The sequence below is a fragment of the Janthinobacterium paucivorans genome, from assembly GCF_051380805.1.
Classification (GTDB): domain Bacteria; phylum Pseudomonadota; class Gammaproteobacteria; order Burkholderiales; family Burkholderiaceae_D; genus Janthinobacterium; species Janthinobacterium lividum_D.
The window spans coordinates 1-15873 of record NZ_JBNYXR010000003.1 but is presented as its reverse complement, the minus strand read 5'-3'; the positions used below and the strand labels follow the sequence as shown (position 1 = coordinate 15873).

General features: G+C 59.7%; 13 protein-coding genes and 1 rRNA gene. 7 read left to right on the top strand and 7 right to left on the bottom strand.

The genetic code is table 11. The features are described from left to right. Nucleotide 1: 1 nt before the first annotated feature. The 4 genes from cpaB to ACQ4V8_RS04615 form a co-directional block, all read right to left on the bottom strand. The gene (cpaB, locus tag ACQ4V8_RS04630) at nt 2-862 is read right to left on the bottom strand and encodes a Flp pilus assembly protein CpaB (RefSeq protein WP_436570997.1); all 861 of its coding nucleotides are present in this window, start codon (nt 860-862) and stop codon (nt 2-4) included. Beyond that, complete coding sequence (locus ACQ4V8_RS04625; protein WP_436570996.1) at nt 859-2223, bottom strand: DUF8689 domain-containing protein; 1365 nt, start codon at nt 2221-2223, stop codon at nt 859-861. Before ACQ4V8_RS04625 ends, cpaB begins: the two co-directional genes overlap by 4 nt. Before the next feature lie 93 nt (nt 2224-2316). Continuing rightward, nucleotides 2317-2850 carry a prepilin peptidase gene (locus ACQ4V8_RS04620; protein ID WP_436570995.1) on the bottom strand — a complete coding sequence of 178 codons (534 nt, stop codon included), beginning with the start codon at nt 2848-2850 and terminating at the stop codon, nt 2317-2319. Between the two features lie 60 nt (nt 2851-2910). Continuing rightward, complete coding sequence (locus tag ACQ4V8_RS04615; RefSeq protein ID WP_010394067.1) at nt 2911-3093, bottom strand: Flp family type IVb pilin; 183 nt, start codon at nt 3091-3093, stop codon at nt 2911-2913. Nucleotides 3094-3574: 481 nt separating this feature from the next. Here ACQ4V8_RS04615 and ACQ4V8_RS04610 point away from each other — a divergent pair, with 481 nt between their 5' ends. Continuing rightward, nucleotides 3575-4621, top strand: coding sequence for a GGDEF domain-containing protein (locus ACQ4V8_RS04610; RefSeq protein ID WP_436570994.1), 1047 nt, complete (start codon nt 3575-3577; stop codon nt 4619-4621). 70 nt (nt 4622-4691) lie between these two features. Here ACQ4V8_RS04610 and ACQ4V8_RS04605 read toward each other — a convergent pair whose 3' ends face one another. Continuing rightward, on the bottom strand, nt 4692-5918 hold the full coding sequence (locus ACQ4V8_RS04605; protein ID WP_029496101.1) for an HD-GYP domain-containing protein: 1227 nt from the start codon (nt 5916-5918) through the stop codon (nt 4692-4694). A 175-nt stretch (nt 5919-6093) separates the two neighbouring features. Here ACQ4V8_RS04605 and ACQ4V8_RS04600 point away from each other — a divergent pair, with 175 nt between their 5' ends. The 3 genes from ACQ4V8_RS04600 (at nt 6094) to ACQ4V8_RS04590 (ending at nt 12105) form a co-directional block, all read left to right on the top strand. Next, nucleotides 6094-7029: a LysR substrate-binding domain-containing protein gene (locus ACQ4V8_RS04600; RefSeq protein WP_029496100.1), complete on the top strand. Its 936-nt coding sequence runs from the start codon at nt 6094-6096 to the stop codon at nt 7027-7029. A gap of 191 nt (nt 7030-7220) precedes the next feature. Then, nucleotides 7221-8267, top strand: coding sequence for a hypothetical protein (locus tag ACQ4V8_RS04595; RefSeq protein ID WP_436570993.1), 1047 nt, complete (start codon nt 7221-7223; stop codon nt 8265-8267). Nucleotides 8268-8508: 241 nt separating this feature from the next. Further along, entirely contained in the window at nt 8509-12105 is a 3597-nt protein-coding gene (locus tag ACQ4V8_RS04590) for an indolepyruvate ferredoxin oxidoreductase family protein (protein ID WP_043460533.1), read from the top strand. Nucleotides 12106-12168: 63 nt separating this feature from the next. Here ACQ4V8_RS04590 and ACQ4V8_RS04585 read toward each other — a convergent pair whose 3' ends face one another. Continuing rightward, entirely contained in the window at nt 12169-13182 is a 1014-nt protein-coding gene (locus ACQ4V8_RS04585; protein WP_029496099.1) for a substrate-binding domain-containing protein, read from the bottom strand. A 434-nt stretch (nt 13183-13616) separates the two neighbouring features. On the opposite strand from ACQ4V8_RS04585, the gene ACQ4V8_RS04580 reads away from it, so the two are divergent. From ACQ4V8_RS04580 to ACQ4V8_RS04570, 3 genes are all read left to right on the top strand, one after another. Then, nucleotides 13617-13949, top strand: a complete 333-nt coding sequence (locus tag ACQ4V8_RS04580; RefSeq protein WP_029496098.1) for a hypothetical protein — start codon at nt 13617-13619, stop codon at nt 13947-13949. Between the two features lie 448 nt (nt 13950-14397). Continuing rightward, the gene (locus ACQ4V8_RS04575; protein WP_010394049.1) at nt 14398-15021 is read left to right on the top strand and encodes a TetR/AcrR family transcriptional regulator; all 624 of its coding nucleotides are present in this window, start codon (nt 14398-14400) and stop codon (nt 15019-15021) included. 121 nt (nt 15022-15142) lie between these two features. Continuing rightward, nucleotides 15143-15454 (top strand): hypothetical protein, encoded by a 312-nt coding sequence (locus tag ACQ4V8_RS04570; protein WP_010394047.1) that lies wholly within the window; start codon nt 15143-15145, stop codon nt 15452-15454. Nucleotides 15455-15626: 172 nt separating this feature from the next. Here the strand turns inward: ACQ4V8_RS04570 and rrf are convergent. Next, a 5S ribosomal RNA gene (rrf, locus tag ACQ4V8_RS04565) occupies nt 15627-15739 on the bottom strand. Between the last annotated feature and the right edge of the window lie 134 nt (nt 15740-15873).

The window sequence follows — 15873 nt, the reverse complement described above, 5'->3', positions numbered from 1 at the left end:
GCTAAAAACATTCGCGCGACTGACGCGTCGCATCGATGACGCCGCTGCACTGGCGCAGTGGCGGCAGCGGCGCCTTCGCCACGCGTACCGGGCGCGGCACCACGGCAGGTAGTGGCACGGCGGCAGGCGCGGAAATCGGCCCGGCTTCGTGCGGCCCGCCCAGCAGGGTCAGCTTGGTGGCGCCCGCCGTCACGCCAGGCTGCGGGTCGACCTGGTTGCGCAGCACCAGCGACAGGCTGCCCACGCTGCGCGCCAGATCGAGGTTTTCCGCCTGTTCCGGCGTCACTTCCAAGGTCACCGCATTGACCACGCGCGGCTTGGTCTCGTCGCGTCCCACTTCCTGCGCCACGGCCAGTACCAGGATACGTTCGAGGACGATCTTGGAAATGTTGCGACTTTGCGGAAACGCGCGATCGCCGGCATCTTGCTGGGTGCTCACGATGATGTCGACATAATTGCCCGGCAAGGCAAAGCCGGCCACGCCGACCACGTCGTTGACGCGCACGGTGATGGCGCGCCGCCCTTGCGTAATCAGGGCCGACAGGCCGCCCAGCGTGCCCACCGGCGCGAACTTGGCTTCGCTCAGCGGCTCGCCGCGCAGCACGCTGGTTTTCAGCACCCGTCCCGCCAGTTTTGTCGGGTCTTGCAGCGCGCCCTGTGGCAAGCTTTCCGCCGGCCACTCGGCCAGGCGCAGCATTTCAGGCGTCAGGCGCTGGCCCAGGTTGACATCGCTGGCGGCCACGACGATCTTGCCCTTGCCCGCTGGCGTCTGGCGCAGCAGCCAGTGCGAGGCCAGCAGCACGGCAAGCAGGCCCAGCAAAACCGCCAGGGCCATCATCAGTAGGGCGCGCCGGTTCTTCATGCGATGCGCTCGCACAGGCTGGCGGCCGGTATGTCGCAGCTGGCAAACAAGCTGCTCCAAGCCTGCTCCAGGGTGGCCACTGTCAGGCGCGCTTCGCAGCCGGCAAAGCCAGCAAAGTCGCCTATGCGTGCCAGCAATTCCTGCGGATAACTGGCCAGCAAGGGTCGTCCCTGGGCGCCATGCAACTGTAGCAGATGGTTGAGCGCCGCCTCATTGATGACCATGCCGACCTGGCGGCATTGCTGGCGGAACAGAGCGCAATAGGCGCTTTCGGCCAGCGGCCCCACCTGCACCTTGTAGACGATGCGGCGCAGCAAGGTCGGATCGAACAGCTCGCCCGGCGCCACATTCGTGGCTAGCACCAGGGCGTTGTCGAAGGGCACGCTAATCTGCACGCCACCAGGCAGGCCCAGCTGATCGCTGCCACGCGTCAGCAGCCGCGTCAGCAGTTCCGGTGCACCCAGGCGCTGACAGCCCAGGTCGTCGATGATCAGCATGCCGTTATTTGCCCTCACATGTGGCGGCGCCTGGTAACAGCCGCCGCTGGCGTCATGGCGCAGCTCCAGCATGCCGGCGTCGAGCTCGGCACCCACATGGATCACGGGACGCTGGCATAGCACCCAGCGAATGTCGGTGCTGCGCCGCTCCAGAGCCTGGCGCGCATGGCTGACATGCTGCGGTGCCGGTGGCAAGTGCTGCGTCGGATCATACAATTGGATAATGTCCTGGCCGACCACGATGGCGTACGGCACGGCGACCAGCCCTTGCAACAATTGTCCCAGTTGCAGCGCCAGCGTCGACTTGCCGCTGCCAGGCGGACCGTACAGCAGCAGCGAGCGCCCCGAGTGCAGCGCCGCCCCCACCACATCGAGCATGCCCGGCGCCGCATGGGTGCGGCTCAGCACGGCAGCGAGGTCATCGCTGCTCACACGCTGCTCCTGCGCCAGCCACGACTGGCGCGCCACCATGGCGCGGTAGGCTTCCAGGGTGACGGGAGCGGCGCCGATATACGCGCAGCGCTCGAGGAAGGCGCTGGCGCGCTGCTTGCCGGCAGCCGTCAGCTGGTACTGTACGTCGATCTCGGATTCGCCACGCCAGGCCACTTCGGCCATCTGCTCGGTCAGCATGAAATCGAGCACTTCGCGCAAGACATTGAGCGACAGGCGCAAGCGCGTCGTCAATGCGGACAGGTGCGTCCTGCCGCTCACAAACATCAGCTTGGCGATCAGCTCGACCACCAGCGGGCGCTCCAGGCCTGTTTCGCGCAAGCTTTTCGGCTGCGGCGGCAAGGGCGGCATCAGGTTCGCGTCGGCGGAACGCGGCGCACTCTCGGCGCTGATGGAATAGTCGACCACGGTCATCCTGTGCCTCCAAGCCAGTTAAGACTGCATTGAACAGAAGTCATTCTAGCCAGCGGGGACTGGCACCCATTGATTCAAAGCAATAAATGACAATCAGAAATAATGTCGCCCTTGCACCACCAGGCAGCCCAGGGCAATGGCCAGTCCGTACGGCAAATTACCCACGCTAGCGCCGCTGCCCAATGCGATGGGTAGCAGGGGAATGCCGGCCAGGCGCGCGATCATCGGCCACAACAGCTGGCGCAAATTGCCCAGGCAGGCGCGCCATTTTCCCTGGTAAGTGAGCATCAGCGCGGCCATCAGGCCGCCCAGCACAAAGGTGGCGAAACAGATCAGCAGCACGGGCCACGGACCGGCGAAGGCACCCACCATGGCGACCAGCTTGACGTCGCCTGCGGCCATCCCGCGCAGCAGGTATAAAGGCAGGAACAGGAAGAAGCCCGTCGCCATGCCACCGAGCACTAACTGCGGCACGCGGTGCGGCCACAGCCACAAATGCAAAGCCAGCGCGGCCAGCATGCCGGCGAGCACCAGCCAATTCGGAATTTTGCGTTGGATCAAATCACTGACGGCGGCAGCCGTCACAAAGCACAACAACAGCAGGTCGCACAAGGCAGTTGCAGGCATGGCACACTCCCTGAAAAAACCCGCCACCGGACTACGTGCCGGCCAGCGGCGGGCACCCGCTTAGGGCGTCAATACCAGGTTCGACGAAATGTCGGTGAGGACGGCCAGCAAATTGGTCTTGATCAGCAAGAAACCGGCCGTAATAGCGGTCGCCATCACGGCCGCAATCAAGCCGTATTCGATGGCCGTAATGCCATCCTCATCCTTGAGAAACTGCTGTACTGCCGACAGGAAGGTATGCATGACAAACTCCCAAAAGTGAATCACAAGTCCCTGGCACAATCGGGTGTAAAACATTGCTCATTCCAGCTAACATGTTTCCTGCCGTAAATTTCTGCGCCATTGCATAGACTATAAAGCGCCCACGTTTTGGCAAATTGACGCGTCACAAGTTTCCACATGGAAATTATCAAACCTCGTTGAAATGAAGCCTGACGCGAACAGATGCTGCGATCAGGATTGAAAGCCTTCGTCAGGGCAAGTTTTTTGCAACGCGGCGCATGAATCTCATGTATTTTCATGAAATATTGCATACGTTAATTGCCTATTAGGCAAAAAGACATTATCCTGCTTAGCTCTCCTTTGGAAAGGCCTCTCGCCCTGCGGTAAAGAGCGTCATGCCACCAAATAAATCTTGCTTTCTTGTAGACGGACGCGAACATGCTCTTGCTTGACGCAATGCTGTTATGACAACACTTGTGTGACTACTTTTCAGAGAACGACAATGGATTCCCTACTGAAACACATGGTGGACATGACCGGGCACCGCGACCACACGATGCTCGACATCTCGGTGATATCGGCGGTGCAGGAACTCGCTTGCGCGTCGCAGACCCGTGTGCTGGCACTCACCCCCCTGCAGGGCAAGATATACGTGCGGTCGCGGGCCGTCATCGTGGCCGGCAGCGTGGCGCGCATGGAAGATAATCCCGATCCGTCGCTGCCGGGGGAACCGCTGTCGGACTATCCAGCGCTGGCCGCGTGCATCGCGTGCCATGAGGTGAGCGCCGACACCTTGTGCGCAGACGGCCGGCACCTGCTGTGGCTGCCCATCTGGATCGGCGACCAGGTCACCACCTGCCTGGAAATCACCAACCCCACACCCTACACGGGCGCCACCATCCAGGTGATTGGGGGCATCGTCAGCGTGTACCGCAATTTCCAGAACCTGCTCGACTACAGCGAACGCGATTCACTCACCGGCTTGTTAAATCGCAAGACTTTCGACGACCAACTGGCGAAAATCCTGCAAAACCATGGTGAACAGGAAACGGAGAAGCAGCTTCCCGTCGATGAAGAACGGCGCCATCATACGGACACGGAACGGCAATGGCTGGCCGTGATCGACGTCGATCATTTCAAAATGGTCAATGATAAGTTTGGCCACCTGTATGGCGATGAAGTGCTGATCCTGATCGCCAACCAGCTGCAATCATCGTTCCGCTCGCAAGATCGCATCTTCCGCTTCGGCGGCGAAGAATTCGTCGTACTGCTGCGCTCGATCACCCTGGAAAATGCGCAGAAAATCATCGACCGCTTCCGCGCCAATGTCGAAGCACACGACTTCCCGCAAGTGGGCAGAGTGACCGTCAGCGTGGGCTTCGTCAGCCTCAATGCCTACGAGGCGCCCGTCATCATTCTCGGGCGTGCCGACCAGGCTCTGTACTACGCGAAAAGCCATGGCCGCAACCTGGCTTGCCACTATGACGAGCTGGTCGAAAAGGGCCTGTTATCGGCGATTGCCTCCAATGACACAGCGGAATTTTTTTGAGTGTTGAACACCTGAGAAAACGTCCATGGCGGCGTTGCAGGCGCTCTCAGTCAAAAACAAAAAAACCTGATCAGGCGTCCGCAAGGGAGAGAAAGCGCATGGGATCGACCTGCCACTTGGCAGCCGACTCATGGCCGACGATCTTGTCGCCGCCGCCGAAGCCGAAGCCGCGCGACAAATCGAGCGTTTCCGGCTTGATGTAGGCATTGCTCTTGGTACTGAAAAATACATTCACCTTTGGCGCCAGCAGATTGCTCTCGTGCGCCTCGATGACGACGGCCAGACGGCCCGATTCCAGCATCACCATGGTGCCCACCGGATAAATCCCCACACAGCGCATGAAATCCTGCGCAAACACAGGATTGAAATGGAATTTGCTCCATTCATAAATCTTGCGCAAGGCTTCGGCGGCGGCGATGCCCTTGTGATAGCTGCGGTCGGACGTCAGCGCGTCATACACGTCGACGATGGCGGCCATCTGCGCCAACTCGCTGATGGCATCACCTGCCAACTGGTCGGGGTAGCCGCTGCCGTCGCGCCGCTCATGGTGGTGCAGGGTGATGTCGAGGGGAATCGGGCCCAGCTCGGGCACGCGGCACAGGATGTCGTAGCCATCGCGCGGATGGCGCTTGATCAGGGCAAATTCTTCCGTCGTCAGGGGGCCGGGTTTGTTCAGCACGCTGTCAGACACCAGCGCCTTGCCCGTGTCGTGCAGCAAGCCGCCCAGGCCGGCCTGGTGCGTGGTGGCACTATCGACACCGCGCGAGCGGCAAAACGCCACCAGTAGCGCGCATACGCTAACGGAATGCAAGAAGGTGTAATCGTCCTTGCTCTTGATACGCAACAAGCCGACCAAGGCACCGGGATTGCGCAAGATCGATTCGGTGATGTCTTGCACCGTGTGCTGCACGCGGTCGATCTCGACGGCCTTGCCCAGGCGCACATCGGCCATCACCGTGCGCACCAGGCTCGATGCCTGCCGCCGCACTTGGGCGGCGCGCGCCAGCTCCATGCCCAGCGACACGCGCGTGACCACCTGTGGCGCAGTAGCGATCAGCACCAGTTCGCGTTCCGTCTCGGCCTGCGCCTGCGCCACGGTGGGCGCATCCTCCACATCGAGGCCCTTGCCGCTATCGATCACCACGTCGTGGATGCCGGCTTGCACAATCTTGCTGATTTCTTCGTCGCTGCGCAACAGGAAACGGTTGCGCACGAACGGATGCGTCATCCAATCGCAACTGAGGTCGTGGATATACATACCCACTTTTAGCTGAGACGAATCCACTTTCTTGAGCATGCTGTCATCCCACAAATGCGCGCCTGGAACACCGAAGGCGCTAGAATGAGTATAACAAAATTGTTATTCTGCTGGCCACGTTTGGCGCTGCGGCGCAACATCGTGTTTTTTCCTGTCACCGCGCTGTTGTCGGCAAACTTGCCGGGCAATGGCGCATGCACCGCTTCTGGGACCCATGGAACTGCGCCAATTACGCTACTTTGTTGCTATCGTCGACCATGGCTCGCTGTCGCGCGCAGCCCTGATCCTGCATGTGGCGCAGCCGGCCCTGACGCAGCAGCTGCGCCAACTGGAGGAAGAACTGGGGGTGCAGCTGCTGCACCGCTCGGCCCAGGGGGTGCTCAGCACGGATGCGGGCAAGGTCTTTTACGAACACGCGCAGGCGATCCTGAAACAGGTGGCCGACGCCCGTTCAGCCGTCACGCAAAGCGCCACGCGACCGTCCGGCAATGTCACCCTCGGCTTGCCGCATAGCATCTCCGGCGCGCTCGCCCTGCCCTTGCTGCTGGCCGCGCGCGAACGCTACCCCGAAATCACGCTGCAGCTGACGGAAGAGATCACGGGCAACCTGAACGAACAATTGAAATCGGGCCGCATCAACCTGGCCGTACTGTTTGACGATGGCCAGTTGACGCCCTTTGCCTGCAGCCCTTTAGTGGAAGAAGAGATGCGTTTTATCTGCCGCAGCGATTCGCCCTTCGCGCCTGCGGGCCTGGCCCTATCGTTCCCACAGGCATTGCGCGCCACCCTGATCCTGCCCGGTTTGCAGCATGGCGTGCGTCCGCGCATCGACAGCCGCGCCCGCGAACTGGGCCTGGAGACAGCGAACGTGATCGAGATCAACTCGATCGCCATCCTGAAATCGGCCATCCTGGCTGGCATGGGCGCCACCATCCTGCCGGCCGCGCCCCTGCTGGCCGAACTGGACAGCGGCGCCATGCGCAGCTATGCCATCCACAGCCCCGTGCTGTCGCGCACGGTGGCGCTGTGCGCGTCGAAGAACATTCCCCTGACGAATGCAGGCAACGCCGTCAAAAACCTGGTGCTGCAAGTGGCCGCCGAGCTGTGCGGCAGCGGACGCTGGGTGGGGGCGCACGTGCTATCCGCGTAGCATCGTGCACGCAGTGCAGTAAAGTACTAAAAACACTATCAATTATTTCCACAAGGAAATATCATGCTGCATTATCTATTTCATAATAATGCCTTATGCCATTCCTTCGCCCTACCTTATCTTTCCTGTTTGTCTGCACTGGCGCCCTTAGCACATGGCACGGCGCCACGGCGGGCGTACCAGAAACATCCATGCCCGCCTTCGAATTGCTGGTGCGCGATATCAACCAGCCTATCAAAAATGAGGATATCGACGTCATCGCCTTCATGTCACCGGAAGAATGCACGCCAGCCACCACCAAGAACCTGTTCGGTAAAGTCTTAGCGATGGACAATACTTCCATGCTGCATAGCTGGACCTGCCGCGCACTGGTGGAAGCGGCCGCAGATCCGACGCAAAAACTGGCGTTCATCCCCACGTTGTCGAGCGCAAAACAGCCTTCCGCGCTGGCTACCGCGCTGGCATTGCCAGCGAGCCCGACGGGACGCCGCTATGCCGCCCTCGTCGATTGGCATATCGAAAACGTCTCCTCAACGTCAAGCTGCAGCTTCATCGCCTGCGTTTTTTCCTTCACCATGAGCAGCGAAATCGCTGTCGTTGACCGCCTCGACAACAAGTTGATCTGGCACTCTATCCAGAATATTCCCAGTGCCATTTTCTCCGATCACTATGATGAAAAAACTGGCCCGACCATGGGACCGGAGGCGATCTCCAGGGCACTCATTCCTGTACTGGCAGAAAACCAGGCGCAGCGCAGGGACGCCGCCGGCTTGCTCCGCAGCACGGCAATGGAAGCTGATCCGGCCGTCGCACCTACCGGCACGGCCCTGAATACAAAAGCCAACCTGATCATCTTCAACGACTACAGCAACATCAGCAAGCATAGCAGCGATGCTTATTACGGGCGTCCGTACCATCTGAAGGCACAGCACTTGCCAGAAAAAACCAATTTCGCTTCTTACAATGCCGTCTACAAGAGTTACGTTGCCTTGCAATTAGTACCCGGGAAATACGAAGTGTCTTTCACGACAGAACCGTATAGCGTGGATATCGAAGCCGGCGGCGCCCCTGTGTATCTGCGTTTATCCAGAGGACTGTTCAACAAAACGAATGTGGACAGAATCGATGCCGCCCAGGCCCTGACGCTGGCCCTGAAGTCGACCAATCTTCTCTTGCCGGAAGCGACACCTGCGTCCCACCCGCAGCGGGCTCGCCCCGTTTACTGGACGCAACCCTAAGCGTGCCTTGCTGCATGGCCTGTCTTGCAGCGCAAGGCAGGCCATCATTTTTTCTTATACCCCCATCGCCAAAGCGTATTTGCTCCTTCCCCACGCGCGTTCTACACTGAGCACATTAACTATTTTATATTTAAAATAGTTATGTGCCGCCCACACGCGGCCATCCCGTCTGCACAGCGCGCGCCTTACCGGGCGCGGCCCTGGTACAGCCGCTATCTGAAACACCCTTTTGGAGACAGCCATGTCCGTGACCACGGAAAACGGCTCCGCAGCGTTCGCTAGAAACGCCGGTGCCGCGCCATCTACACCGCTTGAATCTTCCCGCTTGACCAGCGTCAGCCTCGACGACAAATACACGGCCACTTCCGGCGCCATCTTCCTGTCCGGCATCCAGGCCCTGGTGCGCCTGCCCATGATGCAGCGCCTGCGCGACCAGGCCGCTGGCCTCAACACGGCCGGCTTCATTTCCGGCTACCGTGGCTCGCCCTTAGGCGGCCTCGACGAGAACCTGTGGAAAGCCAAGAAACAGCTGGAAGCACACCACGTGCAGTTCGTGCCCGGCGTCAACGAAGACTTGGCGGCCACGGCCGTCTGGGGTTCGCAGCAAGTCGATCTGATCGGCCCGGCCAAGTACGACGGCGTGTTCGCCATGTGGTACGGCAAGGGCCCGGGCGTGGACCGCTGCGGCGATGTCTTCAAGCACATGAACCATGCAGGCACGTCAAAACTGGGCGGCGTGCTGCTGGTGGCCGGCGACGACCATGGCGCGTATTCGTCGACCCTGCCGCACCAATCCGACCATCTGTTCTCTGCCTCAATGATTCCCGTCTTGTATCCTTGCAATGTGCAGGAATATCTGGACCTGGGCATCCACGGCTGGGCCATGTCACGCTTTTCCGGCTGCACGGTAGCCTTCAAGGCGCTGGCCGATACGGTCGAGTCGTCGGCTTCCATCGATGCCGATCCGTTCCGCGTAGAAGTGAAAATTCCGCAGGATTTCGTCATGCCCGAAGGCGGCCTGAACGCACGCCTGTCGAGCATCCCGCTGGGCCAGCAGGCGCGCAATCAGGAAGCGCTGATGCAGGACTACAAGATCTATGCGGCCCTGGCCTACGCGCGCGAAAACAAGCTCAACCACACCACCATCGACAGCCCGAACGCCAAGCTGGGCATCATCGCTTCCGGTAAGTCCTATCTCGACGTGCTCGAAGCGCTGGAAGAGCTGGGCATCGACGAGCAGATGGCGGCCGCTGTCGGCATGCGCCTGTTCAAGGTGGCCATGCCGTGGCCGCTGGAACCGGACAGCGTGCGTGAGTTTGCGCAAGGTCTCGATGAAATTCTCGTGGTGGAAGAGAAGCGCCAAATCGTCGAATACCAGTTGAAAGAGCAGCTGTACAACTGGCGCGACGACGTGCGTCCGCGTGTCATCGGCAAGTTCGATGAAAAAGGCGAGTGGGTGGCGCCGCGCGGCGAATGGCTGCTCACCTCCAAGGTGGACTTTTCCGTCTCGCAAGTGGCACGTGTCATCGCCAGTCGCATCGCGCGCCTGATTTCCGATCCCGTCACCTGCGACCTGATCAAGGCGAGATTGAGTTTCCTCGACGCCAAGGACGCGGTCCTGAAAAAGGCCGTGAATACGCCATTCCGTCCCGCCTTCTACTGCTCCGGCTGCCCGCACAATACCTCGACCAAGGTGCCGGACGGCAGCCTGGCCCTGGCTGGCATCGGCTGCCACGTGATGGCCACCTCGATCTACCCGGAAATGAACAAGCTGACCACGCACATGGGCGGCGAGGGCGCGCCGTGGATCGGGCAAGCCGCGTTTTCCACACTGCCGCACGTGTTCCAGAACTTGGGCGACGGCACGTATTTCCACTCGGGCTACTTGGCCATCCGCGCCGCGCAAGCCGCCAAGGTCAATATCACCTACAAGATTCTGTACAACGACGCCGTCGCCATGACGGGCGGCCAGCCGGTGGACGGCCTCATCACCGTGCCGATGATGGCGCAGCAAGTGGCAGCCGAAGGCATCGCCCGCATCGCGCTGGTGACGGAAGATTTAAGCCGCTACAGCGACCGCAGCAACTTGCCTGCGCACCTGACTTTGCATGACCGCAAGGACATGGATGCCGTGCAGCGCGAATTGCGCGAGGTGCAAGGCGTGTCCGTGCTGATCTACGACCAGACCTGTGCGGCCGAGAAACGCCGGCGCCGGAAAAAAGGCGAGTATCCGGACATCGCCAAACGCATGGTCATCAACGATGCCGTCTGCGAAGGCTGTGGCGACTGCGGCGTGCAGTCGAACTGCGTGTCTATCTTGCCGAAAGAGACGCAATTTGGACGCAAGCGCACCATCGATCAATCCTCGTGCAACAAGGATTACTCGTGCGCCAAGGGCTTTTGCCCCAGCTTCGTCACCGTCGAGGGCGGTAGCCTGAAGAAAACCAAGACGGGTGCCGGCAAGACGGGCGAGACGGACAACTTCGGCCCCCTGCCGGAACCCGTCCTGCCCGCCTGCGACGCACCGTATAACATCCTCATCAATGGTATCGGCGGCACGGGCGTCATCACCGTGGGCGCGCTGATGGGCATGGCGGCCCACCTGGAAGGCAAGGGCGCGTCCGTGCTGGACATGACGGGCATGTCGCAAAAGAACGGTTCCGTCACCTCGCACGTGAAAATTGCAAAATCCCCCGCGCACATCCGCGCCCAGCGCATCGCCACGGGTGAAGCGGACCTGATTTTAGGCTGCGACATGCTGACGGCCGGCGCGCACGATGCCGTATCAAAGATGCGCCCTGGCCGCAGCCTGGCCGTCGTCAACCTGCACGAGCAACCGCCGGGCACGTTTGCGCAGAATGCCGACTGGCAATATCCGACGGCGGAAGTGCGCCAGTTGATCGAAGAATCCGTGGGCGGCGCCGACGCGGCCGACTTCATCGACGCCACAAAATTAGCTACCGCGCTGATGGGCGACTCGATTGCCGCCAACCTGTTCATGCTCGGCTACGCCTGGCAAAAGGGCCGCATTCCATTGACAGAAGCGGCGCTGCTGCGCGCCATCGAATTGAATGGCGTGGGTATAGAGTCGAACAAGAAAAGTTTCCTGTGGGGCCGCCGCGCCGCCGTCGACGTGCGCCGTGTCACGCAGATCGCCACGCCGTCGCAAGCCATCCTTGTGCAAATGCCGCAAAGCCTCGATAGCGTCATCAAGAAGCGCGTGGAGTTCCTTACCGCCTACCAGAACGCCACGTACGCGGACGGTTATCTGACCCTGGTAAAACAGGTGCGCGACCGAGAAAACACCCTGGGACTGGGGCAGAAACTGTCGATGGCTGTCGCCAAGAGCTATTTCAAATTGCTGGCCTACAAGGACGAGTATGAAGTGGCGCGCCTGTACACGGATGGCCATTTCGTGGAGCAATTGCAGCAGCAGTTCGAAGGGAATTTTTCGGTGAAATTCAACCTGGCGCCGCCGCTATTTGCCAAGAAAGATGCGAAGGGGCATCTGGTGAAAGCGGAGTTCGGTTCCTGGATGTGGCGCGCCTTCAAGCTGCTGGCCAAAGCCAAGGGTCTGCGGGGCGGCATCTTCGACGTCTTCGGCTATACAAACGAGCGCAAAATGGAACGCGCGCTGATCGTCGAATACCGCGAATTGCTGGCCGGCCTGCTGGTCAACCTGACTGCGGAGAACCTGGCGACCTGCGTGGAACTGGTTTCGCTGCCAGAGAAAATCCGCGGCTTCGGCCACGTCAAGGAAGCGGCCGTCGCCACCTACCGCCAGGACAAGGTGAGATTGTTGGCTGTGCTGGCCGATGGCAGGAAGCACGTGGCGTAAATTAGCAAACCCGCAGCCAGCGCTGCTTGAATAAAAAACGCAGAGCCTCGGCTCTGCGTTTTTTTATGCGTCGGGACAACGTCCCACCGTCGCCCCCGGCAACAGCACCGGTTGCCAGATTTCCTGCAGCTTTTCCGGCGGCGTGCCGGCCAGCAAGGATTGCAGCATTTCGACCATCTTGGCGCCGGCGCGGCGCAGGTCGGGCTGGGCTATGGTGGTGACGTTGATGCCGATCAAGGTGTCTTCCACATTGCCCCAGACGATGACGGAGATTTCCTTGCCGATCTCGATGCCCGCATCCATCAGAGCGCGCACCACGCCTACGCCGGACAAATGGTTGTCGACGATCACGGCCGTGGGACGCGGCGAGCAAGCCAGTAATTGCTGCATGGCCTGGTAGCCGCTGCGGCGATCGAAGGTATTGTCGAGCAGATAATTGGGGTCCAGCGGCAAGCCCGCCTGCGCCATGCAGCGGATAAAGCTTTCCTTACGCTCGTAGGCGAAATGCAATTCCAGCGGCGCGCTCAGCAGGGCGATGCGCTGGTGGCCGTGTGCCGTCAGGAAGGACACGGCCAGGTCGATGCCCGTGTCATGGTCGTAGTCAAAATACGCGTACGGCGCGTCGATGCGCGTGCGGCCATTGGCCACAAAGGGAAAACCCACCTTGGTCAAATACGCGATGCGCTCATCGATCACCTTGGTGCGGCCCACCACCAGGCCATCGACCTGGCGTCCGCGCACCATCGTTTCATATGAGGGCTGTTCGTTCGGCGGCGACACGGGGGCGATAATGAGGCTCATCTTCGACGCTTCGACGGCGTCGGACATGCCATTGACCACGGAAAGAAAGACGCTGTCGCCCAGGTCGCTGGGCAGCAAGGGATAGATCATGCCCAGCACATTGGTACGGCCAACGGCCAGGCTGCGCGCCAGCGGATTGGGCCGGTAGCCGACTTTCTTGGCTGCGGCCAGGACGATTTCACGGGTGCGGGAATTGACTTCCGGATAGCCGTTCAACGCCCTGCTGACTGTCGTTTTCGACATGCCGAGGGCAATTGCGAGGCTCTTGAGATTCATGTATTAACTACCTGTCTGTATGGCAAAAGAAACCAACTCTAGCCGACAATTATAGCCCAGGGCGCTAAGCAGGCCGGGCATTACCGAGCACCACAATGGTAAAAAAACAACAACATATTGACACGCTGAAGAGTAGCTTTTGACGCGCGCCATTTTCGCTGCGTCCACAAAATGGCAGCGACGATGACATACAGCCAGTAGCTATGAGCGACAGCGTGTGCTCACTTAAAAAGATGCGCACTGGCTTAAAAATACTATTTTGGCAATACAAGACGTGCACAATAAAATTGTCAAGAAAGCATAATTAACTGGAACTATGCGAGAATATATCCTACTCTTGATGCAGGTAAAGATTATCTGGCGACATGTCGCGCCTCGCCGGCCTGCCCTTCCCCCTCTGCGCACACCTGGGCCTACTTTCAAAGGTGAACAATATGGTCACGCTAACGTCCGTCAATAATCTGCAAGCCTCGCTGGCCACGGCACAGCGCAAGGTCGAGCAAGGCCAGAACCAGGTACAGCGCGACAGTGAACAGCTGGCGCAAAGCCGCCAATCGCTGGCGCGGGAACAGGAAACCTTAAGCCGGACACAGCGCAGCAGCCGGCAAGCCCAGGACAGCGACACGCGCATCGTCAAGGCGCCGCAGTTGGACCAAGCGATCAAAGTGGCCATACCGCAACAACTGAGCCAGGCAGCGCCGAAAAGTGCGCCCCAGCTGAACAGTTATGGCCAGAGTCTGGGCCGCCTGATCAATGTGACGGCCTGAGCCGTTTTTACCGGGCCATCTCCTCTTCCAGCATCGCCAACCACCATTTATTCCCCTTCTTTGGCTACGTCAAGTCGACCGCCTAGCTCAGCGCCTGCACCGGCACGACAGGGGCCGGCGGCGTGCTGTCGGGCTTATCGCAACAAACCAGATCCATATCAGCTTGAACATTGCTACCGTACCGAGCTTGTGCATCTGCACGCAATTGTGCAACTTGCCTGCGTGGCGTTGTAACGACGAGCTTGGGGAAGAAGTTGGTGCCACTGGCCCAGTGTGCAAGGTGCCAGCACGCATGACGATCAGAAACCCGAAGACTAAGCTGCGCTGCATGCCTATGCGAACAATGAATAAAACACAGGGATAAAGTTGCACTACACAGTACAGTTCCCATTTCTGGCAAAGTAAACCGAGAGGTGTAAAATATTGTTTTCAAAGGAGATTTCCCGCCATGGCCGCACCGCAACGCCTCACCGACCGCAAGCGCGTCGCCATCGTCGATGCCGCCATCGCCGAGTTTCGCGAGCACGGTTTTGACGCGACCAGCATGGACAAGATCGCCGCCACGGCCGCCGTTTCCAAGCGCACCGTATACAACCATTTTCCCAGCAAAGACGGTTTGTTCGCGGAAATCCTGCAGCGTATGTGGGAAAGCATCGTGGCACAGCCTGCCGTACCCTACGTCGCGGACCAGCCACTGCGACCGCAGGTGCTGGCCTTGGTCGAGCAGAAAATGGTCTTGCTATGCGACCCGGCATTCATCGACCTAGCACGTGTCATCTGTGGCGAAACCATCCACTCGCCCGAGCGTGCGCAAGCGATGGTGGCACGCCTGAATGAAAAGGAAACAGGCCTCAATATCTGGATCCGTGCGGCGCAGCAAGATGGGCGCATCAAGGCGGGCGACACGCTGGAAGTGGCACACCTGCTGATGTCGCCACTGAAGACCTTTGCATTCTGGCCGCAAATCACCCTAGGTGAACCTTTGCTGGGCCCGGCACGCCAACACGAAGTGACGCAACTGGCTGTCGACATCTTCCTGTGCTACTACAGCGTGGCAAAACCGACTGCATAAACAGGCGGCAACTGGGCAGACACCGCCGGCCGATGTTCTTCCTCATCTCCGCAATGCCAGACTGCCGACAATACAAAGACGCATGGCATAAAATAGAGCAGCGTAAACAAGGAGGCCAGGCATGACGATTACCCCGGAAGAACTAGCCGTGCTGATGCAGGAAGTGGAAGTGGCCGATCCCATCGATTTTGCCGACCTGCCCTTTGACGAGCAGGAATTGCGCGGCCTGATCGCCAACCACCTGTGCGAGATGGCCGATGCCATGGAAAGTTTCAGCCCGGAAGACCGCAACCTGGCCCTGCTGGCGGTGGCGGCCAAGCTGGTGCTGGAAAACCTCGTATTGCACGTGCAACTACTGCGCCGCCACGGCTTGCCCGTCAGCGACAGCGTGGACACGCTGCTGCAGCGGCTCAAGGGCGGCAAACCCTCCTGAGTCAAGCCCCCGTGCGCACAGCGCACGCCTCGATGGTGACCGGTTTCACACATGACAAAGGCAGCGCATAGCGCTGCTTTTACTAAAACCAACAGACGAAAAAAAACCCCACCATCACTGGCGGGGTTTTTCTCAAGGTGGAACAGCCGGGGGCTGTTGCACCAAATAACAAGCCTGACGATAACCTACTTTCACACTGGTTGCAGCACTATCATCGGCGCAAAGTTGTTTCACGGTCCTGTTCGGGATGGGAAGGGGTGGGACCAACTTGCTATGGTCATCAGGCATAACTTGTACTGGCACTTGTTCTCGGTAGAGCAACAAGGCCTGAATCTGGAAGAAGCAAAGATTTTTGGGTAATGAATGGTATCAACAAACTCACAACGTTGTACCGTCTTATCCTCTGTACCTGCTAAGGT

Excerpts from the sequence above, each read along its gene's own strand:
- cpaB (WP_436570997.1), bottom strand. The coding sequence starts at position 862 with ATGAAGAACCGGCGCGCCCTACTGATGATGGCCCTGGCGGTTTTGCTG.
- ACQ4V8_RS04625 (WP_436570996.1), bottom strand. The coding sequence starts at position 2,223 with ATGACCGTGGTCGACTATTCCATCAGCGCCGAGAGTGCGCCGCGTTCC.
- ACQ4V8_RS04620 (WP_436570995.1), bottom strand. The coding sequence starts at position 2,850 with ATGCCTGCAACTGCCTTGTGCGACCTGCTGTTGTTGTGCTTTGTGACG.
- ACQ4V8_RS04615 (WP_010394067.1), bottom strand. The coding sequence starts at position 3,093 with ATGCATACCTTCCTGTCGGCAGTACAGCAGTTTCTCAAGGATGAGGAT.
- ACQ4V8_RS04610 (WP_436570994.1), top strand. The coding sequence starts at position 3,575 with ATGGATTCCCTACTGAAACACATGGTGGACATGACCGGGCACCGCGAC.
- ACQ4V8_RS04605 (WP_029496101.1), bottom strand. The coding sequence starts at position 5,918 with ATGCTCAAGAAAGTGGATTCGTCTCAGCTAAAAGTGGGTATGTATATC.
- ACQ4V8_RS04600 (WP_029496100.1), top strand. The coding sequence starts at position 6,094 with ATGGAACTGCGCCAATTACGCTACTTTGTTGCTATCGTCGACCATGGC.
- ACQ4V8_RS04595 (WP_436570993.1), top strand. The coding sequence starts at position 7,221 with ATGCCCGCCTTCGAATTGCTGGTGCGCGATATCAACCAGCCTATCAAA.
- ACQ4V8_RS04590 (WP_043460533.1), top strand. The coding sequence starts at position 8,509 with ATGTCCGTGACCACGGAAAACGGCTCCGCAGCGTTCGCTAGAAACGCC.
- ACQ4V8_RS04585 (WP_029496099.1), bottom strand. The coding sequence starts at position 13,182 with ATGAATCTCAAGAGCCTCGCAATTGCCCTCGGCATGTCGAAAACGACA.
- ACQ4V8_RS04580 (WP_029496098.1), top strand. The coding sequence starts at position 13,617 with ATGGTCACGCTAACGTCCGTCAATAATCTGCAAGCCTCGCTGGCCACG.
- ACQ4V8_RS04575 (WP_010394049.1), top strand. The coding sequence starts at position 14,398 with ATGGCCGCACCGCAACGCCTCACCGACCGCAAGCGCGTCGCCATCGTC.
- ACQ4V8_RS04570 (WP_010394047.1), top strand. The coding sequence starts at position 15,143 with ATGACGATTACCCCGGAAGAACTAGCCGTGCTGATGCAGGAAGTGGAA.